This is a genomic window from Solwaraspora sp. WMMA2101 (assembly GCF_049179175.1).
In the GTDB taxonomy this organism is placed as follows: Bacteria; Actinomycetota; Actinomycetes; order Mycobacteriales; family Micromonosporaceae; genus Micromonospora_E.
Map to the genome: position 1 here is coordinate 658,345 of NZ_JBMHMA010000006.1, position 23,935 is coordinate 682,279.

Here is a 23,935-nt window from a genome sequence, read left to right on the forward strand (position 1 = left end):
GACCCGGCACCGGCGGGGAGGCAGCTGATGTTGGACCGACTCGCGGCCACCTTGCGGGCCGACTGGGAGCGGCCGGCGGTGCTGACCGCCGCGCCGCTGACCGGTCGACCCCGGGTGCGGGCCACCACCGGGGAGCTGGCCGACCTGACCGACCGGTACGTCGCCGCGCTGCACCGGCACGGGTTGGCCGCCGGCGACACCCTCGGTGTGGCGGTGCGGCCCGGTCCCCGGTCGTTGGCGGTGCTGCTGGCCGCGTACCACCTGGGAGTGCGGGTGGCGGTGCTGGACCCCACCGCCGGGCCGGAGGTGCTCACCGCCCGGCTGGCACTGGCCCGCCCGGCGCTGGTGCTGGCCGACGCGGCGGCCCAGGCGGTGGCCGGCTGGGCCCGGCCGCTGGCCCGGCGGGCACACCTGGCACTGCCGGAGCTGACCCGGATCGCCCCGGTGCGCACCGTCGGCCGGCGGTTGCCCGGTGGCGCACCGGTGCTGCCGCCGGGGTCCGGGCCGGTGCCGGCGGCGTACGACGGCGACGGCGACGCGGTGATCATTTTCACCTCCGGCACGACCAGCCGGCCGAGGGCGGTGGTGCACACCCGGGCCGGCCTGTCCGCCGGGATGCGCGCGGTGACCGACCTGGTCGCGCCGACGCCGCGGGTGCCGGTGCTCGGTGGGATGTTCTTCGTGCTGGTGCCGGCGCTGGCCGCCGGGGCGCCGGTGGCGTTGCCGGCGAGGTCGGCGGCGCTGCTGGCCCGGCAGGTGGGCCGGCTCCGCCCGCAGGCGACGTACCTGACGCCGCCGCAGCTACGGGCGCTGCTGGACCGCTCCCCCCGGCTGACCGGTCAGGTGTTCAGCGGTTCGGCCCCGGTCAGCGCCGCGCTGCTGGACCGGGTCCGCCGGGCCGGGGCGCACCGGGCGTACGGGGTGTACGCGCTGACCGAACTGTTCCCGGCCGCCGCCGTCGAGCAGGCGGAGAAGGCGGCGTACGAAGCCGACGGTGATCTCGTCGGTGCCCTGCTGCCGGGGGTGGCGGCCCGCGTCGACGACACCGGCCAGGTGTGGCTGACCGGGCCGGGGCAGGCGGACCGGTACCTGGGTGAGCCGCCGCTGACCGAGGTGGCCACCGGCGACGTCGGCCGACTCGAGGGGGGTCGGCTGGTGCTCGCCGGGCGGTGCAAGGACATGGTGCTGCGGGCGGCGGAGAACATCTACCCCGGGCTGTACGAGCCGGCACTGCACGTGCCGGGGGTGGCGCTGGCGGTGCTGGTCGGGGTGCCCGGGGCCGACGGCGACGAACAGCTCGTGGCGATGGTTCAGCCGGAGCCGGGGGCCGACCCGGCGCGGCTGCGCGCGGCGCTGCGCCCGGTGCTGGCCAGGATGGGGTCGGCCCGGCCGGACCGGGTGGTGTTCGCCCGGGTGCCGCTGGCCGGCCGGTCCCGCAAGCCGGACCGTGGGGCGGCAGCGCGGGTACTGGCCGGGCGGACGACCGCAGCAGGCGGCGGGCCGGGCGGCAGCGCTGCTGGTGGCCGGCCGGGCGGCGACGGCGGTGCGTGGTGAGTGAGCCACGGCCGCACCCCGGGCGGGGCCGCCGCCGGGACCGCCGGGTCTACCTGGCCAGCCACCCGGTGCTGTTCGCCCTGTTGAGCGCGGGCCGGCGGGTGCCGGTCCGGCGGATCGGCCGGACCGTGCTGGTGCACCACGCGACGCCGTTCGCCGACGCGCTGCGGCGGGTGCCGCTGGACCGGTCGGCGGAGCGGACCACCGCCGGGGCCGCCCGGCGGGCCACCGGGGGTGGTGAATTCCTGTTCGATCAGGACGGTTCCGGGCACCGGCGGACCCGCCGGGACACGGCCACGGTGTTCGGTTCCGACGGGGTCGCCCGGCTGCGGCCGGTCTGGCTCGACGTGTTGCGCCGACGGCTGGCGCCGCTGGGCGACGGGGCCGAGATCGACATCGTCGACGTGGTCGCCGAGCTGGCCGGGGCGGCCACCCTGGCGCTGCTCGACGTCGACGTCGCCGCCGGTACGGCCGCAACCCCGGGTCACGCGTTGACGGCGGCGGCCCGGGCGGCGGCGGCGACCGCCGCCCGGCACCATCTGCCGGGGCTGCGGTGGCCGGGGCGGGCGCGGCGCGACCAGCGGGCCACCGCACGGGCCGCTGCCGAACTGGCCCGGCTGCTCGGTGCGGCGCCGCAGGAGGCGGCGCGGACCAGCATGCTGGCGGTCGCCTCGATCAACACCACGATGGCGGCGATCCCCCGGGCGGTCGCGTGGTGTGCCGACGACCGGTGGTGGGCGGCGGCGACCGACGCCGGCTCCCGCGACGCGCTGGTCGCCGAACTGCTGCGGGTCACCGCAGCCAGCCCGGTGCTGCCCCGGGTGGCGGCCGGTGCCGCCGAACTGGCCGGCGTACCGGTCCGCGCCGGCGACCGGCTGCTGCTGGTGGCCCGCAACGCGGTCCGTGCCGGGCGGCCGGCACCGGATCCGGGTACGCCGGTGCCGGCGGCGGTCGGGCAGCTGGTGTTCGGCACCGGGCCGCACCGCTGTCCCGGTGCCCGGCTGGCCCATGCCCAGCTGGCCGACGTGCTCGCGGTGTTGGCGCCGTACCGGCCGGTGGTGACCGGCGCCCGGGTGGACCGCCGGTCGGCGTTGCCGGGCTGGGCCCGGTTGACGGTGCGGGCGACGACCCGGTCGCGGCGGTGAGCGCCCACCTGGCCGGGGTACGGGTCGCGGTGACCGGTGCCAGCGGGTTCTGCGGGGCGGCGGTGGCGCGGGCGGCGGCCGCCGCCGGGGCGCGGGTCGTCTCGGTGGGTCGCCGGCCCGGCCCGGTGGGGCGGCACGTGCCCTGGGACGCGGGTCGGCAGGTGCCGGATCTGCGCGGCGTCGACGTCGTGCTGCACCTGGCGGCAGCGGTCGGGGATCCGGCACCGGGGGCGCAGGCGGCGTACCACGCGGTGAACGTGGCCGGCACCGACCGGCTGCTGCGGGCAGTGGCGGGTCGACCGCTGGTCTGGGTCAGCAGCGCCAGCGTCTACCGGCCCGGTGGCGACGCGGCACCGATCCGGGAGGACCATCCGACCGACGGCCAGCGCACCGCGTACGGGCGGACGAAGGCGGCCGGTGAGCGGCTGGCGTTGGCCGCCGGCGCGGTGGTGCTGCGGCCCCGGGCGGTGTACGGGGCCGGGGATCCGCATCTGCTGCCCCGGCTGCTGGGCGCGGTCCGGGCGGGGCGGCTGCCGCTGCCGGGTCGGGACGTGCGGATGAGCATGACCGCGGTGGAGAACCTGGCCGACGCGGTGCTGGCGGCGGTGCGCTGGCCGGCCGGGGCGTACAACGTCGCGGACGCGACGCCGTACTCGCGCGACGCGGTGGTCACCGGGGTGCTGGCGGCGCTGGGTCGCCCGGCCCGGCTGGTCCGGGTACCGGTCCGGGTGGCGCTGGGCGCGGCGACGGTGGCCACCGTGGCCGGTCGGCTCGGCGTACCGGGCGCCGGCCGGGTGACCCGGTACGCCGTGGAGCAGCTCGCGTACGAGACGGTGCTGGACCTGGGGCGGGCGTACGAGCAGGGCTGGTCGCCGCGCCGGGTGTTGCCGGACTTCCTCACCGAGCTGTCCGCGAACCGGGCCGCCGGGCGGTCCACCGACCCGGCCGCCGGGCTGCCAGAGCATCCATGACAGCACATACGACAAGCGCATATAGTGACACGGTCGTCACTGCCAGCTGACGCCCAGGAGGTACCGTGCACCGACGGTGGGTGGCCGGGGCCGCCGCGATCTGCGCACTGGTCGCCCTCGCCTGCGAGGCCGGAGACGGCGACGGTACGCCGGACGACCCACCACCACCACCACCGCCCCGGGCCGACCTGCCGACGTCGATCGCGGCGCTGGGCGACTCCATCACCGCCGGGTACGGCTCCTGCATCGTGCTGACCGCCTGTCACCGCAACTCGTGGTCCACAGGGGACGGTTTCCGAGTGGAGAGCCTGTACCGGCGGGTGCTGGACGCCGACGACCGGATCCGGGGGCAGGACCACAACTTCGCGGTGCCCGGGGCACGGGCGGCGGCGCTGGCCGATCAGGCGGCGTCGGCGGTGGAGGTGTCGGCGGCGTACGTGACGGTGCTCATCGGCGCGAACGACGCCTGCCGGTCGTCGGTGACCGACATGACGCCGGTCGACGCGTTCCGGGCCGACGTCGACCGGGGGTTGCGGGTGCTGCGCGACGGGCTGCCCGAGGCGGAGGTCCTGGTGCTGAGCATCCCGGACCTGCACCGGCTGTGGGAGCTCGGGCACGACCAGGAGCGGGCGGTCCGGGCCTGGAACCGGGGGGTGTGCCCGTCGATGCTGGCCGACCCGACCGCCACCGACGGGGCGGCGACGCAGCGGCGGGCCGCCGTCCGCGAGCGGGTGGCGGCGTACAACGCCGAGCTGGCCCGGGCCTGTCAGGCGTACGGCGACCGCTGCCGGTTCGACGGCGGCGCCGCGTACGAGGCGCAGTTCCGGCTCGGCGATCTGAACCAGCTCGACTACTTCCACCCGGACACGGACGGCCAGAATCTGCTGGCCGAGGTGGCGTATGCGGCGAGCGGCCTGGCCGAATGACCAGGCCGCCCGCCTTGAGGGGGAGGAATCAGGATCGGGTACGCGCTCAGCGTGTCGCGAGGATGGCGGTGACCACGGCGTCGGCCGCCGTCTCGTGCTGGGCGTAGTGCTCGGGGTAGGCCGACACCTGCACGGCCTGGGCCGCCTCGGTCAGGCGCAGCTGCTCCCAGCCGGGGACCCGCTGCAGGGCCAGGTAGAACTGGGTCGCCGCGTACGTGGGGTTCATCAGGTCGGCGACCGCGCCCCAGCCGGTGCTGGTCCGCTGCTGGAACAGCCCGACCGAGTCGTGGTCCCAGCCGGTGCCCTGGTGCGGGTAGTTCTTGGACTCCGGCAGCACCTCGCTGGCCCGGTTGAGCAGGGTGGATTCCTGCATCGCGGTGGCCACCGCGATCACCATCGCCCGACGGGGCATCTGCAGGGCCAGACCGGCGTCGACGATCATGGTGGCGTTGTCCATCTGCACCTGGGAGAGGCCGGCTACCGGGGCGATGGTGGTCGGGGTGGGCTCGGCGGTCGGCGACTCGGCCGGCGCGGGGGACTCCGTGGTCAGGTCCGGGTCGGCCGCCGCCGGCTCGTCGGTGGCGTCCGTGGCCGGCGCGTCGGTGGCGTCGGCCGCCGACTGGGCGGCGGGGTCGGCCGCCGCGACGGCGGCCGCGGCGGGGTCGGTGCCCGGGTCCGGGCGCTTGGCACGGGTGGCGTCGTCGAGCGCCTCGGCCCGGCGCTGCAGGTCCGCCTCCGACACCGAAGCCGTCGACGTGGCGTCGGTCGACTCGACGGCCGCGACGACGCCGAGCGCGCAGACGACGACGGCGGCGACGACGAGCCGGCCCGACGGGCGCTGTTCGCGCAGGCGCTCCCACCCGGCGACGGCGGCGGCCCGTAGCGCGCCGGTTGGCCCGACACCTGAGGCGACATCAGCCGAACGGCTATCGCGACTCAGGGTGGCGTCCTCGTTCCTTGTGGTGTGGTCATCAGGCATTCGACGAGGCTAGGCAGGCCGCACCCCGATTACCTACAGTGATCTTGTGATCGAGGCCACAATCCTGCACTGAGTAATCGGTCAGGACCGGGGAGTCGTCGACACGACCGGTCGATGCGGATAAATCATAAATTTCGGGAATTCAGCCAGGGTGCCCACCAGAGTGGCGAAGACCTCGCAGATATCGGAACCCCGACCCCTCCCCCGCCTCCATCAACCCTTCGTAGCCGTCGACCAACCGATCCGCCGACGCCGACGTCCGCCGGCCGGCCGGCCACCATGATCCATAACCGAAAGGAGTCAAGAATTAACTCCAAGTAGCGGCATGGCTGGCGGGTCGCGACTTCCGGTACGCCACATCAGTGCCCGGGAAAGCGGAATGCGTCGGCGTAGGACTAGCGTTGCTGACTACAGGGATGTCGTCCGCACCGTACCGTTTCGACAGCCCGCCGTACCGTTTCCGACAGGAGGTTGCGCCCGGTGCTCGACCCACACGAGCTCTACAACATCGTCGACGAGTTGCCCGAGCTCGGCCAGCCGGTGCTGATCCAGGCGATGACGGGCTTCGTCGACGCCGGGAACGCGACCCGCCTCGCCCGGGAGCACCTGCTCACCAGCCTCGAGCACGAGGTCGTGGCGACGTTCGACATCGACCAGCTGCTCGACTACCGGTCGCGGCGGCCGGTGATGCTCTTCGTCGAGGACCACTGGGAGCACTACGACGAGCCCCGGCTCGAGGTGCACCTGATGCGCGACGACGCCGGCACCCCGTTCCTGCTGCTCGGCGGGCCGGAACCGGATCTGCAGTGGGAGCGGTTCACGGCGGCGGTGATCGCCGTGGCCCGACGGCTCAACGTCGGCACCACGATCGGCCTGAACGCCATCCCGATGGCCGTGCCGCACACCCGGCCCACCGGGATCACCGCGCACGCCAGCCGGCGTGAGCTGATCAGCGGCTACGAACCGTGGCTGCAGCGGGTCCAGGTCCCCGGCAGCGCCGGGCACCTGCTGGAGTACCGCCTCGGCCAGCAGGGGCACGACGCCGTCGGCTTCGCCGTGCACGTGCCGCACTACGTCGCGCAGGCCGAGTACCCGGCCGCCGCCGAGATGCTGCTCAACTCGGTGTCCCGCACCACCGGTCTGCTGCTGCCGACCGAGCAGCTGCACGAGGCGGCCGAGACGGTCCGCGAGGACATCGACCGGCAGGTCGCCCAGACCGAGGAGGCCGTCTCCCTGGTCAGCGCCCTGGAGGAGCAGTACGACACGTTCACCAGGGGACGCGGCAGCGCCAACCTGCTCGCCGAGCCGAACGGCCCGTTGCCCACCGCCGACGAGCTCGGCGCCGAGCTGGAGCGTTTCCTGGCCGAGCAGACCCGCCCCGGTGACCTGCCCGGTTCCGGCTGAGCCCCCGGTGCGCATCGCCACCTGGAACGTCAACTCGGTCAAGGCGCGGCTACCCCGGCTGCTGGGCTGGCTGGCCGACAGCGCGCCGGACGTCGTCTGCCTGCAGGAGACGAAGTGTCCGGCGGCGGCGTTCCCGACCGACGCCGTCGCGGAGCTCGGCTACGCCGTCGCCGCGCACGGCGACGGCCGGTGGAACGGGGTCGCCGTCCTGTCCCGGGTCGGCCTCGATGAGGTACGCACCGGATTCGTCGGCGAACCGGGTTTCCCGGACCCCGAGGCGAGGGCCGTCTCGGCCGACTGCGCCGGAGTCCGGGTCTGGTCGGTGTACGTCCCGAACGGGCGTACTCTCGACTCGCCGCACTACCAGTACAAACTGGCCTGGCTGGCCGGACTGCGCGACGCGCTCGCCGCCGAGGCCGGACCGCAGCTGATCGTCTGCGGCGACTTCAACGTCGCGCCGACCGACGCCGACGTGTGGGATCCGGCCGTCTTCGCCGGCTCCACCCACGTCACCCCGGCCGAGCGGGCCGCGCTGGCGGACCTGCTCGCCCTCGGGCTGGTCGACGTCGTGCCACAGCCGATGAAGGGCCCACACCCGTACACCTACTGGGACTACCGGGCCGGGATGTTCCCGAAGAACATGGGCATGCGGATCGACCTGGTCTACGCCAGCTCCGCCGTCAACCGGCGGGTCCGGTCGGCGTACGTCGACCGCGACGCCCGCAAGGGACCGGGGCCGTCCGACCACGCCCCGATCGTCGTCGACCTGGACTGAACACTGCCCCGGTCGGCGACCGTGGTGGCGCCGGCCTGCGCCGGTGCCACCACGGTCGACCGTCCGGCGGTCAGCGGGACTCGACCTCGCTGCGGTCGCCGGCCCAGAGCACGTGGAAGCTGCCCTCGGCGTCGACCCGGCGGTAGGTGTGCGCACCGAAGAAGTCCCGCTGCCCCTGGATCAGGGCAGCCGGCAGCCGGGGGGCACGCAGCCCGTCGTAGTAGGCCAGCGCGGACGCGAACCCGGGAGCCGGCACACCGATCTGCGCGGCGGTGGCGACCACCCGACGCCAGCCCTGCTGGGCGCCGGCGAGCGCCTCGGCGAAGTAGCCGTCGGTCAACAGCGTCGGCAGCTGCGGTGCCGCGTCGTACGCCGCCCGGATCCGGTCCAGGAAGGCGGCCCGGATGATGCAGCCGCCCCGCCAGATCCTGGCCACCGCACCCAGGTCGATGTTCCAGTCGTACTCGGCGCTGCCGGCCTGGATCTGGTGGAAACCCTGCGCGTACGCGACGATCTTCGACGCGTACAGCGCCTGCTCGACATCGGCGATCAGTTCGTCGGCCGAACCGGCCCAGCTCTCCACCGGGCCCGGCAGGTCGGCGGCGGCGGCGCGGATGTCGGCGTGGCCGGACAACGCCCGGGCGAACACGGCCTCCGAGATGCCGCTCACCGGCACCCCGAGGTCCAACGCGCCCTGGACGGTCCACCGCCCGGTGCCCTTCTGCCCCGCCTGGTCGAGCACGACGTCGACGAACGGCTTGCCGGTGGCCACGTCGGTGTGGCCGAGCACCTCGGCGGTGATCTCGATCAGGTACGAGGAGAGCCGACCGGCGTTCCAGCTACGGAACACGTCGGCGATCTGCGCCGGGCTGAGTCCGCCGGCGCGGCGCAGCAGGTCGTACGCCTCACCGATGAGCTGCATGTCGGCGTACTCGATGCCGTTGTGCACCATCTTGACGAAGTGGCCGGCACCGTCCGGGCCGATCCGCACGCAGCACGGCGCGCCGTCGACCTTGGCGGAGATGTCCTCCAGCAGCGGGCCGAGCGCGGCGTACGACTCCTCGGACCCGCCCGGCATGATGCTCGGCCCGTGCAGCGCGCCCTCCTCACCGCCGGAGACCCCGGTGCCGACGAAGTGCAGGCCGCGTTCGCGCAGCTCGGCCTCGCGCCGACGAGTGTCCAGGAAGTGCGCGTTGCCACCGTCGATGATCATGTCGTCCGGCTCCAGCAGGGGCGCGAACTCGTTGATCACGGCGTCGGTGGCGGCACCCGCGTTCACCATGATCACCACACGACGCGGGCGTTCCAGCGAGGCCACGAACTCCGCCGGGCTCTCCGCCGGCAGGAACGTGCCCTCGTGGCCGAACTCGGCCATCATCTCCTTGGTCCGGCCGACCGACCGGTTGTGGACCGCCACCACATGGCCGTGCCGCGCGAGGTTCCGGGCCAGGTTGCGACCCATCACCCCCAGACCGGTGACCCCGATCTGCGCCGTCTGGCTCATGACTCCTCCTCGGTGCTGCAGGTTGTGCTGGTCATCTTTCCGCCTTCCGGATGGCGGGACACCCCGGGGCGGCCGGCGGTGGTGAAGGCTCGTCCGCGCGGGCCGCCCCGGAGTGGGCCGGGGTGGGGCTACCGCCGGCCGGCACCCGCCCCGGCAGTCACCGACGCCCTCGACATCGGACGCGGAGTCGACCCCGGACACGGGCGGGTCGTCGGCGCACGACGGATCGGACGGGTCATGCCCTGGGGTACGGCGGTCGCCGCGCAACGGTTCACCCGGTCGTCGGGTCAGCTGTCGCGGACGTCGACCAACGAGGCGAAGACCACGATGTTGTCGGCGTAGCCGATGCCGTCGCCGCGCCACTCGCCCCCGCAGGTGATCAGTCGCAGGCCGGGCCGGGTGTAGTCGCCGTACACCTGCTCGATCGGCAACGCGTCCTTGGCGTGGTGCGTCACCGAGTTCACCTCGAAGATGGCGACGGTGCGGTCCCGACGGGTCACCTCGACCGTCGCGCCCGGCGCGATGTCGGCCAACTCGTGGAACACCGACGGACCGTCGCGGGTGTCGGCGTGCCCGACGATGATCGCCGGACCGAACTGGCCGGGGGTCGGTCCCCGGTCGTACCAGCCGGCCTGGTTGTGCCGCCGCAGCGACGGTACGGCGATCGACCCGTCGTCGGCGACCCCGACCGCGTGCACCGGGGCCCGCACGTCGAGTGACGGGATGGCGATCCGGATCGGCCGGCTCGGCTCCAGCACCGGAAACTCCCGAGGTGGTGGATTGTTGCCACCGGCCAGCAGGTCCCGCCAGTTACCGTCGCCGAAGGCGATCATGAACACGCCGAACAGCCCGAGCAGCAGCGCTACCGGCCCGGTCCAATTGCGCCGACCACCCTTCGCCACACCCGCTGTCCTCCCCCCTGGCCGTCGCGGTCAGGCCGCGCGGCGACGGCGCAGGGTCAGCACGCCGAGCACGCCGGCGGCGGCCAACGCGACCACCCCGACGCCGGTACGCAGTCCACCGTCGCCGCCGTCGCCGGCGGTGCCGCCGAACCCGGTCGCCGGGCCGCGGCTGGGCCGGGTCGGGTCGAGCACGTACAGCGTGGTCGCCGCCGACCGGTCGTCCGGGCAGTTCAGCCGCACCCGGTAGCTGCCGGCCTCGGTCCCTGCCGGCACCGTCACCGCCGCTGTGAGCACCTCGAACTGCGGGTGCACCTCGACCGTGCCGAACGCGTCCGACTCCACAGTGGCCGACGCGGTGTTGTCGGTGCAGCTCGCCCGGATGCCCACCAGGTAACCGGACTCGACCGTGCTCGGATTCAACTCGACGAACACGTTCGCGGCGTGGGCCGGTGCCGCACCGGCCAGCCCGCCTCCGACCACGAGGGCGACCCCGGTCGCCAGGCCCAGGGCGGCGCCGAGCACGACGGCAGCGGACGAACGACGTACGGACATCGGGTCACCATCCTCCTCGCGGCCCTGCCGCCGATCCTCCCACCCCGCTGCCCTGGACGACACCCCGGACACGCACTGTGTCGGATATAGGCTGCCGTCACGTGAGCATCCGCACGTACCATCCGCGCCGGGGCCGGCTCAGCGGCCGGCACCACGACGCCCTCGACCGGCTGTTCGCCGCGTACGCGACGACCGTGGCCGAACTGCCGGCGCCGCTGGACCTGCCGGCGGTGTTCGGCCGGACCGCGCCGGTGGTGCTGGAGATCGGCTTCGGCATGGGCGACGCCACGGCCGAGATGGCGGCCGCCGACCCCGACCGCGACTACCTCGCCGTCGAGGTGCACACCCCCGGCATCGCCCACCTGCTGGCGCTGATCGAGCAGCGGGAGCTGACCAACGTACGGGTGGCCGTCGGCGACGCCCTCGACCTGGCCCGCCGCTGCCTGCCGGAGCAGAGCCTGGACGCGGTGCACGCCTACTTCCCGGACCCCTGGCCCAAGGCACGCCACCACAAGCGCCGGCTGATCCAACCGGCCCACGTGGCGCTGCTGCGCTCCCGGCTGCGTCGGGGCGGGCGGCTGCACTGCGCCACCGACTGGGCCCCGTACGCCGAGGTGATGCTGGCGACGCTGACCGCCGACCCGGAGCTGGTCAACACGCACGACGGGTACGCGCCACGACCGGCGTACCGGCCGCAGACGAAGTTCGAACGGCGCGGCGTGCGGGCCGGCCGGCCGGCGTACGACCTCGTCTTCGAACGATCTTTCGACACCGCTGACGGGTGAGTGTGCCCCCCGCTTTGGCCGGCGCGGGCCGCGACGGGCACGATTGAACGATTATGACGCAGACCACCCCGACCCTGACCGACCTGCTGCCGCGCGACGCCGACCCGGACGCCGTCTACGAGAGGTTCGCCGAGTGGGCCGCCGGCCGGGGCCTGGCGCTGTACCCGCACCAGGACGAGGCGCTCATCGAGATCGTCTCCGGGGCGAACGTCATCCTGAACACCCCGACCGGGTCGGGCAAGAGCCTGGTCGCCACCGGTGCGCACTTCGCCGCCCTCGCCGACGACCGGGTCACCTTCTACACCGCGCCGATCAAGGCCCTGGTGTCGGAGAAGTTCTTCGCGCTCTGCGAGGTCTTCGGCCCGGCCAACGTCGGCATGCTCACCGGTGACGCCAGCGTCAACGCCGACGCGCCGATCATCTGCTGCACCGCCGAGATCCTGGCCAACCTGGCGTTGCGCGACGGCGCCGACGCCGACGTCGGCCAGGTGGTGATGGACGAGTTCCACTTCTACGCCGAACCGGACCGGGGCTGGGCCTGGCAGGTGCCGCTGATCGAGCTGCCGCAGGCCCAGTTCGTGCTGATGTCGGCCACGTTGGGCGACGTCACCAGGTTCGTCGACGACCTGACCCGACGGACCGGGCGGGCCACTGCCGTGGTCGCCTCCGCGCAGCGGCCGGTGCCGCTGATCTACTCGTACGCGATGACCCCGCTGCACGAGACCCTGGAGGAGCTGCTCAGCACCCACCAGGCGCCGGTGTACGTGGTCCACTTCACCCAGGCGGCGGCGCTGGAACGCGCCCAGGCGTTGATGAGCATCAACGTCTGCACCCGGGCGGAGAAGGACGCGATCGCTGCGGCGATCGGCAACTTCCGGTTCACCTCCGGGTTCGGGCGCACCCTGTCCCGGCTGGTCCGCCACGGCATCGGGGTGCACCACGCCGGCATGCTGCCCAAGTACCGGCGGCTCGTGGAGACCCTCGCCCAGGCCGGACTGCTCAAGGTCATCTGCGGTACGGACACCCTCGGCGTGGGGATCAACGTGCCGATCCGTACGGTGCTGTTCACCGGTCTGTCCAAGTACGACGGGGTACGCACCCGGCTGCTCAAGGCACGGGAGTTCCACCAGATCGCCGGGCGGGCCGGCCGGGCCGGGTTCGACACCCTGGGCACCGTCGTGGTGCAGGCCCCGGAGCACGTCATCGACAACGAGAAGGCCCTGGCCAAGGCCGGTGACGACCCGAAGAAGCGCCGCAAGGTGGTGCGCAAGAAGCCGCCGGAGGGGTCGATCGGCTGGGGTCGACCCACCTTCGACCGGCTGATCGAAGCCGAACCGGAGCCGCTGACCTCCAGCTTCCAGGTCAGCCACGCGATGCTGCTCAACGTGATCAGCCGCCCGGGTGACGCGTTCGCGGCCATGCGGCACCTGCTGACCGACAACCACGAGGACCGGGCGGCGCAGCGCCGGCACATCCGCCGGGCGATCGCGATCTACCGTGCGCTGCGTGCCGGCGGTGTGGTCGAGCAGCTGCCGGAGCCCGACGCCGAGGGCCGGCGGGTCCGGCTCACCGTGGACCTGCAGTTGGACTTCGCGCTCAACCAGCCGCTGTCGCCGTTCGCGCTCGCCTCGTTGGAACTGCTCGACGTCGAGTCCCCGACGTACGCCCTGGACGTGTTGTCGATCATCGAGGCGACCCTGGACGATCCTCGGCAGATCCTCTCCGCGCAGCAGCACAAGGCGCGCGGCGAGGCGGTGGCGCAGATGAAGGCCGACGGCATCGAGTACGAGGCCCGCCTCGAACTGCTCGACCAGGTGACCCACCCGAAGCCGCTGGCCGAGCTGCTGGAGGTGGCGTACGAGACGTACCGGCGGGGTCATCCGTGGGTGGCCGACCACGAGGTGGCACCCAAGGCTGTCGTCCGCGACATGTACGAACGCGCGATGACGTTCACCGAGTACGTCAGCTTCTACGGGTTGTCCCGCTCGGAGGGTCTGGTGCTGCGGTACCTGGCCGACGCGTACCGGGCGCTGCGTCAGACGGTGCCCGACGACGCCAAGACCGAGGAGCTGATCGACCTCATCGAGTGGCTCGGTGAGCTGGTCCGCCAGGTCGACTCCAGCCTGATCGACGAGTGGGAGCGGCTGCGCAATCCGACGGATCCGGATACGCCGGTCGTGGTCGACGACCGGCCGCCAGCGGTCACCGGCAACCTGCGGGCGTTCCGGGTGCTGGTGCGCAACGCGATGTTCCGGCGGGTGGAGCTGGCGGCTCTGCGCCGCTACGACGAGCTGGGTGAGCTGGACGCCGGGACCGGGTGGGACGCCGACGCCTGGGCCGACGCGCTGGACGGCTACTTCGCCGAGCACGACGAGATCGGCACCGGTCCGGACGCCCGTGGCCCGGCGCTGCTGATGATCACGCAGGAGCGGGAGCGCTGGCTGGTCCGGCAGATCTTCGCCGACCCGGCCGCCGACCACGACTGGGGCATCAGCGCCGAGGTCGACCTCGCCGCCTCGGACGAGGCCGGGGCGGCGGTGGTACGGATCACCGACGTCGGTCAGCTCTGACGGTCGGTCAGCTCTGACGGTCGGCCTCCGGCGGCGGGCCGGATGAGGCGTCCGGCCACAGGCCGGCGTACTCCAGGACCGACCGGACGCGGCGGGCGCGCACCGGATCCCAGCGGTCCAGCACGGCCATCGCTTTGGTGAATGGTTCGCACATGGCCGCCGCCCCGCACACCCGGCATTCGCCGAGCCGGCTGGGCAGGTGCGTGGTGACGATGTCGCGGGCCCGGTGCAGCACGGCGACCCCGGGGTTGCGTTTGAGCAACGCAGCCCGGTTCGGAGTCGGTTCGGCGTGCCGGTTGCCGCGCGGTACGCCGATCGCGGTGTAGCGGGCCAGACGTGGCGTGCCGCCGATTCCGTCGTTCCTCAGCATCTGGTCCCTCCCAGGTCGGTCGCGGACCGGACGTCCGCCGTCGTCTTCCACCCTGGACTGTGGGATGGCATCAATGGAAGATAGGCGATGACCTGGTGTAGCGAGCCGGTGACGCTCGCAAGATCACATACATAACAGCGGTAAGTTGAGGGATGTGAAGGTATTGTGAGCGGGAGTGAATATCTGGTAGGAGAACTGCGCCGCGTCCGTGAGATGCTCGGGCTCACCCAGGAAGCGTGGGGCGAGCGCATCCACTTCTCGACATCACACGTCGGCTCGATCGAACGCGGCGAACGGCCGGCGCTACCCGACTATCTGAGTGCGGTGGACCGGGCATTCGGCACCGCGTTCGTGAAATTCTATCGCGAATTCGTCGTCGGCGAACGCGCCCCGGTCTGGTACCGACCGTTCATCGAACAGGAGGGCAAGGCGACCCTCATCCGGGTCTTCCAACCGCTGGCGGTGCCCGGGCTGCTGCAGACCGAGGCGTACGCCCGCGCCGTGCTGATGGCGTACGGCGTGCGCGGCGAGGCGATGGACGTCGCGTTGGCCACCCGGCTCGACCGGCAGGAGATCCTCCACCGGCTGCCTGACTCGTGCCAACTCGTCGCCGTGATCGACGAGAGCGTCCTGCACCGCCGGGTCGGCGACCCGTGCGTGATGCACGAACAACTCACGGCGGTCGTCGCCGCCTGCGAGCAGCCCAATATCCGGGTCCAGGTGGTCCCGGCCGATGCCGGGGCGTACCCGGGGCTGGACGGGCCGTTCGTCATCGCCACCGTCGACGGCAGATCCGTCGGTTACCTGGAGGGCTACCTGCAGGGGCGAGTCGTAGAAAATCCGGACGACGCGACCAGTCTGGAACGCACCTGGGAGAGCATCCGCGACTACGCTCTATCTGGCCCGCAGAGCCTAGAACTGATCATGAGGACGGCTGAGAGATGGACATAAGCACCGCGCCCCGGTGGCACAAGAGCACGCACAGCGACAGCACAAGCTGCGTGGAGGTCGCCGAGAACCTGCCTGGGCGGGTGCTGGTCCGGGACACCAAGGACCGCGACGGCGGCACGCTGGCCTTCGCACCGACCGCCTGGTCGGCGTTCCTTTCCGCGACCAGGTCCGACCCGACCGGGCGATCCACCCGCTAGCACCGCCACCTGTTCGTCACCGCACTGGACGCCCGGCGATCGGGACCTCGGTCTCACCGCCGACCCGCACGCCGGCCGCGTCCAGTGTGGTGACGAGCAACCGGTTCTCTCCCGCATCGGCGACCCGGCCACCGACGATGAAGACGCCGTCATTGACCTCGGCGCGGACCGCCGCACCGCCCGGGGACCGGACCGAGACCGCTTGAGCCTCGGCGCGCGGGACGGTGCCGACGTACGCCTCGAACACCTCGGTGACGGTGTACCGGTCACCTCCGACGCTGGCGCCGATGATTTCCTCGTGCTGCCCGTCGATCAGGCGCTCCACGTACCACGCGCCCGGCTTCGTCCACAGCCGCAACGCGCGGTCGTCGCCCAGCTCGACGGTGTCCGCGAGGACATGACCAGCGGGCGGCTGCCACGACCCGGCCGCCGCCGGCCCACCGCGCGGCGTCAGGCTGACGACCGCGGCCAGGACCAACGCGACACCGACCAGCCCGACGACGGTACGGACGTTGCCCCGGATCGCCGCGCTGTCCATCTGCCGATGATGCCACCCTGCGGTGTCCGGTCAGGACGGGTTCTCGGATCGGTCAGGACCGGTCCTCGACCCGGGCCGTCTCGGCGAGGAACGCAAGGATGTGCGCGACCACCTCGTCGGGGAACTGGGTGTGCGGGTAGTGCCCGGCTCCGTCGATGTTCGCCACCGTACCGAGGCCGGCCGGCAGCGCCGCGACGATCGCCTCACCTTCGGCGCGCGGGTCGGCCCAGTCGGGGTCGAGCGTCCCCTCGATGATCAGTACGCGGCTGCGGACGTTGCCGAGCTGCGCTCCGGCGTCGGCCGGGCTGGACTGGCCCATCTTCTGCAGGACCTTCATCCGGCCGGACTCACGTAGGCGGGCCTCGGTCCGGGCCAGCTGCTCGGACCAGTCGGCCGGCCGGCGCCCGGGGAAGGCGACGTCGAGGTAGCGCAGCCACTGTCCGACACTGCCGAACATGCCCGCGCCCAGCAGCCGGGTCATGCCCTGCCGGTACCGCTTGACGCGCAGATCGCCGAGGCTGATCGACTGTTTCCGGGTGAACGGTGCGAGCTCGACAACGGCGGTGATCAGCTCGGGCGCGGTGGCAGCGGCGATGGTGGCCGCCCCGCCGGAGATCGAGTGCCCGACCAGCACGGCCGGACCACCCAGGTGCCGGATCAGCGCGACCAGGTCGCCGGCGATGTCGGTACGGGAGTACGCCGGCCAGCCGATACTGGATTCGCCGGTGCCCCGCAGGTCGGTGGCGGCGACCCGGTAGCCGGCCGCGACCAGCTGCGGGACGACGAACCGGTACGCGGAGCGGCTCTCGCCCATGCCGGGCGCGAGGACCACGAGTGGGCCGTCGCCGGTGACCTCGTAGGCGATGCGCCCGCCGTCGAGGGACAGGTACGCGGTCATCACGACCTCCAGACCGTTAGCTAATTTAGATAGCTAGTAAGCTAACAGCATTAGCCAGGCTTGTCAACCACGCCGTCGGCGCAGCGTGATCAAAGACTGGGCGCAGCGTCACTTCTCGATTAGAATGGGTGTACTAATCCGGCTCCTGACCTGGGAAGGAACGCCGTGATCGCACCCCCTCCTGCCGCCACTTCGAGCCCTACCGCCGCACCGACCAACCCCACCCCGGTTCCGTACGCGACCCTGCTCGGTTTCACCCGGTATGTCGGGCAGTCCGGGCCGGCCAAGGCGACCTTCGTCGGCGGGTTGCGCCGGCAGCGGGCCAGCCGCTCCGGGTTCAACCCGCACGGGCAACTGGTCAAGGCGCTCAAGGCCGACATCCGGTTCCGCACCGGCGGCAGCCACCTGGCCGCCGTGGTCGGGCAGGTCGCCCAGCGCTGGCAGCCGCTGTACGCCACCCTCGTCCCGGGTGCCCAGCGCTATCTGGAGACGCTGGGAGACCTGAGCCAGGTGGAGCTGGCACAGACCCACGACGCCCTGGGCATGGTCGGCAACCTCCCCGTCAAGATCAACCCACACTTCGGCCTGCGGTACGCCGACGGGCACGCCGAAGCGGTCCGGATCCACTTCGACGATCAGCCACCGAGCCCCGACGCGTACACCGCGACCCTGCACCTGATGGCCCGGCACATGGACCAGGTGCTGCCGCGTGCCGAGCCGGTCCTGGTCGACCTGCGACGCGGCACCACGTTCCGGCGTCCGGATGTCACCTCCCGCCCCGACCAGGTGGAGCGCTGGCTGGCCGGTGAGGCCGCCGCATTCACCGCGATCTGGTCCACCACCGCCTGAGTCGTCCAGGCAACCATCGCCCCTTGATGCGATCACGGGTGCGCCGAGGGCACGCCGCCACGTGCGGCGTATCCTCGGGCACCGGTGAACCTGTGGACCGAACTTCGCGCCGGTGCCGTCCTGTTCGAGGACGACACCGCCCTGGTGCTGAGCAAGCCTCCCGGCGTGTCGGTGATGGGCGAGCGGCACGGCACCGACCTGGCCCGCCTCGCCGAGGAGGCCGGTGAGCCGGTCTTCCCGGTGCACCGCATCGACAAGAACACCTCCGGGGCGATCCTGTTCGCCAAGGAGCTGGCCCATCACGGCGACCTGACCCGGCAGTTCAACCGCCGTACCGTGGAAAAGGTCTATCTGGCCGTGGTCGCCGCCGCCGACGTCGGCTCCGCCACCGATGCCGCTCGCGCGGCGCTGCCCGAGGTCGGCGTGGTCGACCTGCCGCTGAGCGTCGGCCGCAAGAACCGGGTCCGGGTCGCCGGCAACCGCGCCGACATCGGCTTCGACGCCACCACCGCACGCTGGTCGCTCCCCGCCGGGGCCGAGTTCGACCACGTCAAGACCTATCCGTCGCAGAGCCGGCTGACCGACGTCACCGCCGGGTCCGACGGGGTCACCACCGGATCCGGTACGCCGGCAACCGACGCCGGTACGGCGGACCCGGCCGACGCCACGCACCGGCTGCTCGCCGTCGCGCCGCTCACCGGCCGACGCCACCAGATCCGGGTGCACCTGGCCTGGATCGGGCACCCGATCGTCGGTGACCCGCTGTTCGACCGTACGGCCGCCGCCAATGGGTTACGCACGTATCTGCACGCCTGGCGGCTCGGCTTCGACACCGCCGACGGCAACCGGGTCGACGTGACGGCCACCCCCGACGCCGACTTCTGGCAGCCGCTGCCCACCGGCGCACCATCGGTCGCGGAGCTGGACGCGGCGTACCGGCGGCTCCGCGCCCAGGGCTGACCCGGACTCGGAGCTGAACTCGGGTATCAGACCAGATGATCGAGACCGTTGAGCTGCACGACCGTACGGTTGTGGAAGTAGTCGTCTTCGCGCAGCAGGGTGATGCCTCCGGGAGAGAAGCGGAAACTCGCCAGACCTGCTGAGTCGATCGGCACGCCGATCCAGGCCGTGACCAGGAAGGTGGCCGTGCCTCCGTGGGTCACCACGACCTGCTGGTCTGCTCCTGAGTGCACTATGCGCTCAAGCGCGGCGTAGGCCCGCACAGCCAGGTCCCATCTCGTCTCAGCGCCGGAGATCCCCTCGTCGTGACGCATCCGTTCCCCCACGACGGGCGGTGCAATGAAGCGTTCGTCCAGCCACGCCTGCGGACGCCCACCAGCCTCGCCGTAGAACTTCTCACGCAGGTCGGCGTCGAGCTGCACCTAGACCCCGAGCCGCTTCCCGACTACCTCAGCGGTGCGCCGGGCGCGCAGCAGGTCGGACGAGCGCACCTCGACGGCGGCATCGGCCGCCAACCGCCCGGCGAGCGCCTGCGCGATCCGCTCGGCCTGGGTAGCGCTGCGCTCAGTCAGGTCGGAATCGAACCACCCACCGACCCCAGTCCGTCGACGTGGTGCGTCGCCTCCTGCACCTCACCCATTGAGCCGAACATGATCAGGTGAGGCTCATCCACGTAAATCGTCGATGATGACGTGGATGAGCCTCACCTGATCATCAAACGCGACTGGTGGTCCGGTCAGGCGGCAACGGTGGGACGCTTGGTCGAGGCGACGAAGCTGGACCAGGCCGACGGGGCGAAAGTCAACGTCCCGCCGGCACGGTCCTTGGTGTCCCGGACGAGGACCCGGCCGGGGAGATTGTCGGCGACCTCGACACAGGCGCCGCCGTTGCTGCCGCTACGGGTGGAGGTGCGCCACACTGGCTCGCTCATGCTCATCGATCACCTTCAGGATGAGGTCACGGGACTGGTCACAGGGTAGTGCCCGCGCGCAGATCATCTCCCAGGCGAGCACCAGATGGCGGAGCTTGTCCGCGGTCTCGCAGACCCGCCCCGCAGTCTGGTCTTCAATGTACGCCGCCGTCCCACCGTCGGGCAGGGTCGCCAAGACGAACGCCCCGGTCAGGCCCGGATGCAGCCCGGCGGAGAAGGGCAGGACCCGGACGTGCACGGTCTGCCGATGGCCGATGTCGACCAGATGTTCCAACTGGTCCTTCATGATCGTCGGCGGGCCGATCCGCAGCGCGGCCTCGCCGATGATCGCGGTCAGCGGCACCGGGTGCGGGTGCGCCCGTTCCAGGGCCGCCGCCTGCCGCTCCAGCCGCTCCCGGGTCATCTCCTCGACCTGCACCTCGGTGTGCGTCCCGGCGGCAATCACCTCCCGGGCGTACGCCTCGGTCTGCAACAGGCCCGGAATCAGCGAATGCTCGAACCAGCGCAGCTGCACCGCGCGGGACTCGTTGAGCTTCCACGGCCGCATCCACGGGGCGACCGCCTCGTCGCGGGCCCGCGCGGCCTGATCCCGCAGCTCGGTGCCGGTGCCGAGCACCCGGTCCAGGTTGACCGCCACGTCGTCCGGTGGCAGCGACCGCCCGGTCTCGTAGTGACCGATCTGCGAACCGGTCACGTGCACCTGCGAGCCGAGAGCGTCCTGCGACAGCCCTTTCTCGGTCCGCCGCAACCGCAGGGTGTGCCGAAACTCATTCATGATCGCCATTCACGTCTCCCCCAGCGAGATCTGTAGTGACCCTATTACAACCCCACACATACCCGAACGGGCGGCGGATGGTCCAGGGTGGAAATCAGACCCGGAGGGGACGGTCGGCAAACTTACCCCTCCGGGTCTTCCGAATCGCACTCTCCACGTAGGGGGAACAGTGCCAAGGAACGACGGAATCGGCGGGACACCCAAGCTCGCCCGGTACACCTCGATCGGTACGCCACGCAATGTCGACCCGACCCCGAACCGGCCTCCGCTGCCCAGGCGTACCCCTGGGCAGACCGACCCCGACCGCGACTGGCCGTTCCAGCTCGCCGGCGCCCCGCCACGCTCTCCCGCGTTGGAGGCGGCGATCCGGCAGGCCAACGAGACCGCCCGGACCCACATCCCGAACCGGACCACCGGCGAGTGCCACCGGTGCGGCGGGGTGGTCGCATCGTGCCGGCCGTCACTGCGGGCGCTCGCCATCCTCGACCGGTGGGACCCTGGCTCGGCGCGGCGCGTCCGGGCGGTGCTGCACCTGTCCGGGCTGATGCCCGCCGACCACCCGAGCGACGACACCGACGCATGAGCACGGGCGCAGGAGCGAGCGACGGAGCGCTCCGAGACCATCACTGACCGGTACGGTCGCTGGCATGTCTGGCACGCAGTTGTACGACTCCATCGGGGCCGGTTACACCGTGACGCGGCGGACCGAGCCACGGATCGCCGCACAGGTCTGGGCGTCGCTCGGCGATGCGCGGACGGTGTTGAACGTCGGGGCCGGCACCGGCTCCTACGAGCCCACCGACCGGGCCGTCACCGCAGTGGAGCCATCGGCGCTGATGCGGGCACAGCGTCCCGCAGGTGCGGCACCCTGCGTGGCCGCTACCGCCGAGCGCCTTCCGTTCGCGGACCGGTCCTTCGACGCGGCGATGGCGTTCGCCACCATCCATCACTGGCCGGACCCGATCGCCGGACTGCGCGAGCTGCGACGGGTGGCCCGCCGGGTGGTGGTCTTCACCCACGACACCAGCGAATCCGGCTGGCACCGTCGCTTCTGGCTGATCCGCGACTATCTGCCGGAGGTCGCCGGTTTTCTCGTCGGCCGGCCGTCCATCACCGAGCTGGCCGACACGATCGGGGCACGCGCGGAACCGGTGCTCGTTCCATGGGACTGTGCCGACGGCTTCTTCGAGGCCTACTGGCGCCGCCCCGAGGCATACCTCGACGAGCAGGTCCGTCGGGGAACCTCCGTCTGGGGCAGAGTCGGGCCCGAGGTCGAGCAGCGGGCAGTACGCGACCTGCGTGCCGACCTTGCCTCAGGTCGGTGGGCCGACCGCAACCGTGACCTGACCGCGCTCGACGCCGCTGAGCTTGGTCTCCGCCTGCTCGTCACCTGACTCCCGGTCCAGCTGGCTGGAACTCGGCTGCAGCGGACCGCGCGTGCAGGCGGGTGTCACCGGATCCGCTGTGGCGGACCGGGTGACACCCGTCTGGCCGGGGTGGGAGTCAGCCGGAACTCGTACGCCGCGTCGTCGGTGCCCTCCGCGTGGTCGTACCGTCGGATCTCGGTGGTGTACCAGCCCGGTGGCACGCTCACGCGGCGGTGTCGCGGATGGCCCGGCGTCCAGCGGGTGAGGTAGCCAGCGCCGCAGAGCAGCAGGGAGCCGGTCTCCGTGCCCAGGACCCCGCCTGGCGAGGAAAGGGCAGGTGCGGGCCACGGCGCAGGATCCCCGACGTGCCGCACCAGTACGGTGTAGTACCCGGCGTCCACACCCATCAGCGGGATCGCGATGCCTGCCCGGACGACCGCGTCACCTGCATCGGTGGTGGTGAACAGCTCCAGCAGGTCGCGGCCCGCACTGTCGGCACCGAGGTGCCGGTCGAGGCGTGCGGGGTCGAGCAGCACGAACCCGTGAGCCTCGGGAAAGCAGCCGATGAGGCGGACGGCCGGAAAAGCCATGGCGTCGACGCTACCTGCGCTCCAGCAGATCCACGCTCCCCAGCACCGGCTGGCGTGGGCCGCTACACTGGCCGACAGCGCGTCGGGGATCGCGCCGAGACTCGCCGGAAGGTTCGAAGCCACCCCAGGTCCGAGGTTCGAGCGACGGACACCGCAGCTCTGAATCCGCCCGTGCGAGTCCGGGTCACAGAGCGAGGTTCCCATGAAGACGCTCCCCGACAACCCACACCTGCACCACCTGCGGCAGCAGGCCAAGGAACTGTTGGCCGGGCTGCGTGAGGTCGATCCGACCGTGACCCTGGCCGACGCGCAGACGACGCTGGCCGGTCAGTACGGCTTCCGTACCTGGCCGGAGCTCAAGGCCGAGGTCGACCGGATGCACGGGCGGGCCGACACGGCCGATCCGTCCCTCGCCCGGGCGGTCGCCGACCGGTTCGGCCTCGGCACCGTCGTCGGCCCGATGCGCTCGCTGGCCCGCCCGGACGACATCGGCCGCCGCTGGTCGATCACCACCGACCGGGGACGCTTCACCGTCCGTACGATGGACACCTGGCTGCCGATCGTCGACGCCGACACCTGCAGCTGGCCGCCGCAGCGGCCGGTGGGCTGCTGCCGACCCCGGTACGCAGCCGCGACGGCAACATCGTCGAGTCCGTAGGTGGTCACCGCTGGCGGGCGTACCGGGATCTGCCGGCCGGGCCGCCGCTCGCGGCCCCGGTGAGTGCGGTGGTCGCCGGTGCGGCCGGCGACGTGCTCGCCACGCTGCACGGCCTGGCGTTGCCGGTCGACCGGGTCAGCCCGTGGCACGCCAGACGCCTCGGCCCGGCCAGTTGGGCCGGGCTGTCTGGCACCGCGACCGCCCGGCAGGCGCCCTGGGCCGGTCAGCTGGCGGCGGCGGTGCCGGCCCTGGAGGACCTGGCGGCGATCGGCCGCGACGTGCCCGTGCCGGATCCGGTGCTGACCCACAACACGTTCGGGCCGGCGCAGACCCGGCTCGCCCCCGACGGTCGCCTCGTCGTCGTCGGCTGGGAACACGCCGGTGGCCAGCCGCCGGCCTGGGAGTTGGCGAACGCCCTGCTGGACTGGGCAGTCGCCCCGCACAGTCGGGTCGACGCCGTCGGTGCGCGGGCGCTGATCGACGGCTACCGGCAGCGGGCCGGGGGCGCACCGACGCTGTGCCTGGCCGATTTCCGGGGCGCGGCGACCGGTCTGATCAACTACGTCTGCGAGCAGGTCGAGGCGGCGTTGGCGGCGGGGACGGCCGAAGATCGGCGGTACGCCGACCGCAGCGTCCACCACCTGCTGACGCACCTGCCGACCCGTACCACCCTGGAGCGCCTGCTCGACGCGGTGACCTGAACCCGGGACAGGTGGCCTGCACCAGAGACAGGCGGCCGGAAACCCGGGCGACCGGGCCGGGAGCGGCGGGTATCGTGGTCAAC

At 72.4% G+C, this 23,935-nt stretch carries 25 protein-coding genes and 2 pseudogenes; 16 read left to right on the forward strand and 11 right to left on the reverse strand.

The genetic code is table 11. The features are described 5' to 3' along the window. Positions 1-27: 27 nt before the first annotated feature. The 4 genes from ACN28F_RS03545 (at position 28) to ACN28F_RS03560 (ending at position 4,596) form a co-directional block, all read left to right on the forward strand. Positions 28-1,554, forward strand: coding sequence for a class I adenylate-forming enzyme family protein (locus tag ACN28F_RS03545; RefSeq protein ID WP_289206685.1), 1,527 nt, complete (start codon positions 28-30; stop codon positions 1,552-1,554). Next, positions 1,551-2,699, forward strand: coding sequence for a cytochrome P450 (locus ACN28F_RS03550; protein ID WP_289206686.1), 1,149 nt, complete (start codon positions 1,551-1,553; stop codon positions 2,697-2,699). The genes ACN28F_RS03545 and ACN28F_RS03550 overlap by 4 nt, the downstream gene beginning before the upstream one ends. Then, positions 2,696-3,670, forward strand: a complete 975-nt coding sequence (locus tag ACN28F_RS03555) for an NAD-dependent epimerase/dehydratase family protein (RefSeq protein WP_289206687.1) — start codon at positions 2,696-2,698, stop codon at positions 3,668-3,670. Before ACN28F_RS03550 ends, ACN28F_RS03555 begins: the two co-directional genes overlap by 4 nt. Positions 3,671-3,735: 65 nt before the next feature. After that, positions 3,736-4,596, forward strand: a complete 861-nt coding sequence (locus tag ACN28F_RS03560) for an SGNH/GDSL hydrolase family protein (protein ID WP_289206688.1) — start codon at positions 3,736-3,738, stop codon at positions 4,594-4,596. 46 nt (positions 4,597-4,642) lie between these two features. Here ACN28F_RS03560 and ACN28F_RS03565 read toward each other — a convergent pair whose 3' ends face one another. Further along, positions 4,643-5,575: a hypothetical protein gene (locus ACN28F_RS03565; RefSeq protein WP_289206689.1), complete on the reverse strand. Its 933-nt coding sequence runs from the start codon at positions 5,573-5,575 to the stop codon at positions 4,643-4,645. A gap of 480 nt (positions 5,576-6,055) precedes the next feature. On the opposite strand from ACN28F_RS03565, the gene ACN28F_RS03570 reads away from it, so the two are divergent. Together ACN28F_RS03570 and ACN28F_RS03575 are read left to right on the forward strand one after the other, a co-directional pair. After that, positions 6,056-6,979, forward strand: coding sequence for a proteasome assembly chaperone family protein (locus ACN28F_RS03570; RefSeq protein ID WP_289206690.1), 924 nt, complete (start codon positions 6,056-6,058; stop codon positions 6,977-6,979). 7 nt (positions 6,980-6,986) lie between these two features. After that, complete coding sequence (locus ACN28F_RS03575) at positions 6,987-7,754, forward strand: exodeoxyribonuclease III (protein ID WP_289206691.1); 768 nt, start codon at positions 6,987-6,989, stop codon at positions 7,752-7,754. A 70-nt stretch (positions 7,755-7,824) separates the two neighbouring features. Here ACN28F_RS03575 and gndA read toward each other — a convergent pair whose 3' ends face one another. The 3 genes from gndA to ACN28F_RS03590 all read right to left on the reverse strand — a co-directional run bounded on the left by gndA (position 7,825) and on the right by ACN28F_RS03590 (position 10,712). Next, positions 7,825-9,258, reverse strand: a complete 1,434-nt coding sequence (gndA, locus tag ACN28F_RS03580; protein WP_289206692.1) for an NADP-dependent phosphogluconate dehydrogenase — start codon at positions 9,256-9,258, stop codon at positions 7,825-7,827. Between the two features lie 287 nt (positions 9,259-9,545). Beyond that, the gene (locus ACN28F_RS03585; protein ID WP_289206693.1) at positions 9,546-10,160 is read right to left on the reverse strand and encodes a class F sortase; all 615 of its coding nucleotides are present in this window, start codon (positions 10,158-10,160) and stop codon (positions 9,546-9,548) included. 30 nt (positions 10,161-10,190) lie between these two features. Beyond that, a complete protein-coding gene (locus ACN28F_RS03590) occupies positions 10,191-10,712 on the reverse strand; it encodes a hypothetical protein (protein WP_289206694.1) in 522 nt (173 codons plus the stop codon). A gap of 101 nt (positions 10,713-10,813) precedes the next feature. Here ACN28F_RS03590 and trmB point away from each other — a divergent pair, with 101 nt between their 5' ends. Both trmB and ACN28F_RS03600 read left to right on the forward strand, forming a co-directional pair. Continuing rightward, positions 10,814-11,497 carry a tRNA (guanosine(46)-N7)-methyltransferase TrmB gene (gene trmB / locus ACN28F_RS03595; protein ID WP_421356992.1) on the forward strand — a complete coding sequence of 228 codons (684 nt, stop codon included), beginning with the start codon at positions 10,814-10,816 and terminating at the stop codon, positions 11,495-11,497. Positions 11,498-11,550: 53 nt separating this feature from the next. After that, entirely contained in the window at positions 11,551-14,067 is a 2,517-nt protein-coding gene (locus ACN28F_RS03600; protein WP_421356993.1) for a DEAD/DEAH box helicase, read from the forward strand. A 7-nt stretch (positions 14,068-14,074) separates the two neighbouring features. On the opposite strand, the gene ACN28F_RS03605 is transcribed toward ACN28F_RS03600, so the two are convergent. Next, on the reverse strand, positions 14,075-14,437 hold the full coding sequence (locus ACN28F_RS03605; RefSeq protein ID WP_289206697.1) for a hypothetical protein: 363 nt from the start codon (positions 14,435-14,437) through the stop codon (positions 14,075-14,077). Between the two features lie 165 nt (positions 14,438-14,602). Here ACN28F_RS03605 and ACN28F_RS03610 point away from each other — a divergent pair, with 165 nt between their 5' ends. Both ACN28F_RS03610 and ACN28F_RS03615 read left to right on the forward strand, forming a co-directional pair. Beyond that, the gene (locus ACN28F_RS03610; RefSeq protein WP_289206698.1) at positions 14,603-15,388 is read left to right on the forward strand and encodes a helix-turn-helix domain-containing protein; all 786 of its coding nucleotides are present in this window, start codon (positions 14,603-14,605) and stop codon (positions 15,386-15,388) included. After that, positions 15,379-15,585, forward strand: coding sequence for a DUF397 domain-containing protein (locus tag ACN28F_RS03615; protein ID WP_289206699.1), 207 nt, complete (start codon positions 15,379-15,381; stop codon positions 15,583-15,585). Before ACN28F_RS03610 ends, ACN28F_RS03615 begins: the two co-directional genes overlap by 10 nt. A 16-nt stretch (positions 15,586-15,601) precedes the next feature. On the opposite strand, the gene ACN28F_RS03620 is transcribed toward ACN28F_RS03615, so the two are convergent. Beyond that, positions 15,602-16,123 carry a hypothetical protein gene (locus tag ACN28F_RS03620; protein WP_289206700.1) on the reverse strand — a complete coding sequence of 174 codons (522 nt, stop codon included), beginning with the start codon at positions 16,121-16,123 and terminating at the stop codon, positions 15,602-15,604. 52 nt (positions 16,124-16,175) lie between these two features. Then, positions 16,176-17,021, reverse strand: a complete 846-nt coding sequence (locus ACN28F_RS03625) for an alpha/beta fold hydrolase (protein ID WP_289206701.1) — start codon at positions 17,019-17,021, stop codon at positions 16,176-16,178. A gap of 168 nt (positions 17,022-17,189) precedes the next feature. On the opposite strand from ACN28F_RS03625, the gene ACN28F_RS03630 reads away from it, so the two are divergent. Both ACN28F_RS03630 and ACN28F_RS03635 read left to right on the forward strand, forming a co-directional pair. Continuing rightward, positions 17,190-17,870: a hypothetical protein gene (locus tag ACN28F_RS03630; RefSeq protein ID WP_289211011.1), complete on the forward strand. Its 681-nt coding sequence runs from the start codon at positions 17,190-17,192 to the stop codon at positions 17,868-17,870. 84 nt (positions 17,871-17,954) lie between these two features. Beyond that, positions 17,955-18,830: an RluA family pseudouridine synthase gene (locus ACN28F_RS03635; RefSeq protein ID WP_421356994.1), complete on the forward strand. Its 876-nt coding sequence runs from the start codon at positions 17,955-17,957 to the stop codon at positions 18,828-18,830. Positions 18,831-18,856: 26 nt separating this feature from the next. Here ACN28F_RS03635 and ACN28F_RS03640 read toward each other — a convergent pair. The 3 genes and pseudogenes from ACN28F_RS03640 to ACN28F_RS03650 form a co-directional block, all read right to left on the reverse strand. After that, positions 18,857-19,402: pseudogene (locus tag ACN28F_RS03640) on the reverse strand (histidine phosphatase family protein). Between the two features lie 164 nt (positions 19,403-19,566). Beyond that, a complete protein-coding gene (locus ACN28F_RS03645; protein WP_289206703.1) occupies positions 19,567-19,767 on the reverse strand; it encodes a DUF397 domain-containing protein in 201 nt (66 codons plus the stop codon). Then, positions 19,727-20,545 carry a helix-turn-helix domain-containing protein gene (locus tag ACN28F_RS03650; RefSeq protein WP_289206704.1) on the reverse strand — a complete coding sequence of 273 codons (819 nt, stop codon included), beginning with the start codon at positions 20,543-20,545 and terminating at the stop codon, positions 19,727-19,729. Before ACN28F_RS03650 ends, ACN28F_RS03645 begins: the two co-directional genes overlap by 41 nt. Positions 20,546-20,705: 160 nt before the next feature. Between ACN28F_RS03650 and ACN28F_RS03655 the strand changes: the two genes are divergently transcribed. Continuing rightward, positions 20,706-21,119 (forward strand): hypothetical protein, encoded by a 414-nt coding sequence (locus ACN28F_RS03655; protein ID WP_421356995.1) that lies wholly within the window; start codon positions 20,706-20,708, stop codon positions 21,117-21,119. Between the two features lie 70 nt (positions 21,120-21,189). Continuing rightward, a pseudogene (locus ACN28F_RS03660) lies at positions 21,190-21,930 on the forward strand (class I SAM-dependent methyltransferase); the annotation flags it as partial. A 56-nt stretch (positions 21,931-21,986) separates the two neighbouring features. Here the strand turns inward: ACN28F_RS03660 and ACN28F_RS03665 are convergent. After that, entirely contained in the window at positions 21,987-22,493 is a 507-nt protein-coding gene (locus tag ACN28F_RS03665; protein ID WP_289206706.1) for a hypothetical protein, read from the reverse strand. Positions 22,494-22,695: 202 nt separating this feature from the next. Here ACN28F_RS03665 and ACN28F_RS03670 point away from each other — a divergent pair, with 202 nt between their 5' ends. Both ACN28F_RS03670 and ACN28F_RS03675 read left to right on the forward strand, forming a co-directional pair. Further along, the gene (locus tag ACN28F_RS03670; RefSeq protein WP_421356996.1) at positions 22,696-23,151 is read left to right on the forward strand and encodes a hypothetical protein; all 456 of its coding nucleotides are present in this window, start codon (positions 22,696-22,698) and stop codon (positions 23,149-23,151) included. Next, positions 23,100-23,852, forward strand: coding sequence for a phosphotransferase (locus ACN28F_RS03675; protein WP_421361245.1), 753 nt, complete (start codon positions 23,100-23,102; stop codon positions 23,850-23,852). The genes ACN28F_RS03670 and ACN28F_RS03675 overlap by 52 nt, the downstream gene beginning before the upstream one ends. Positions 23,853-23,935 lie beyond the last annotated feature (83 nt).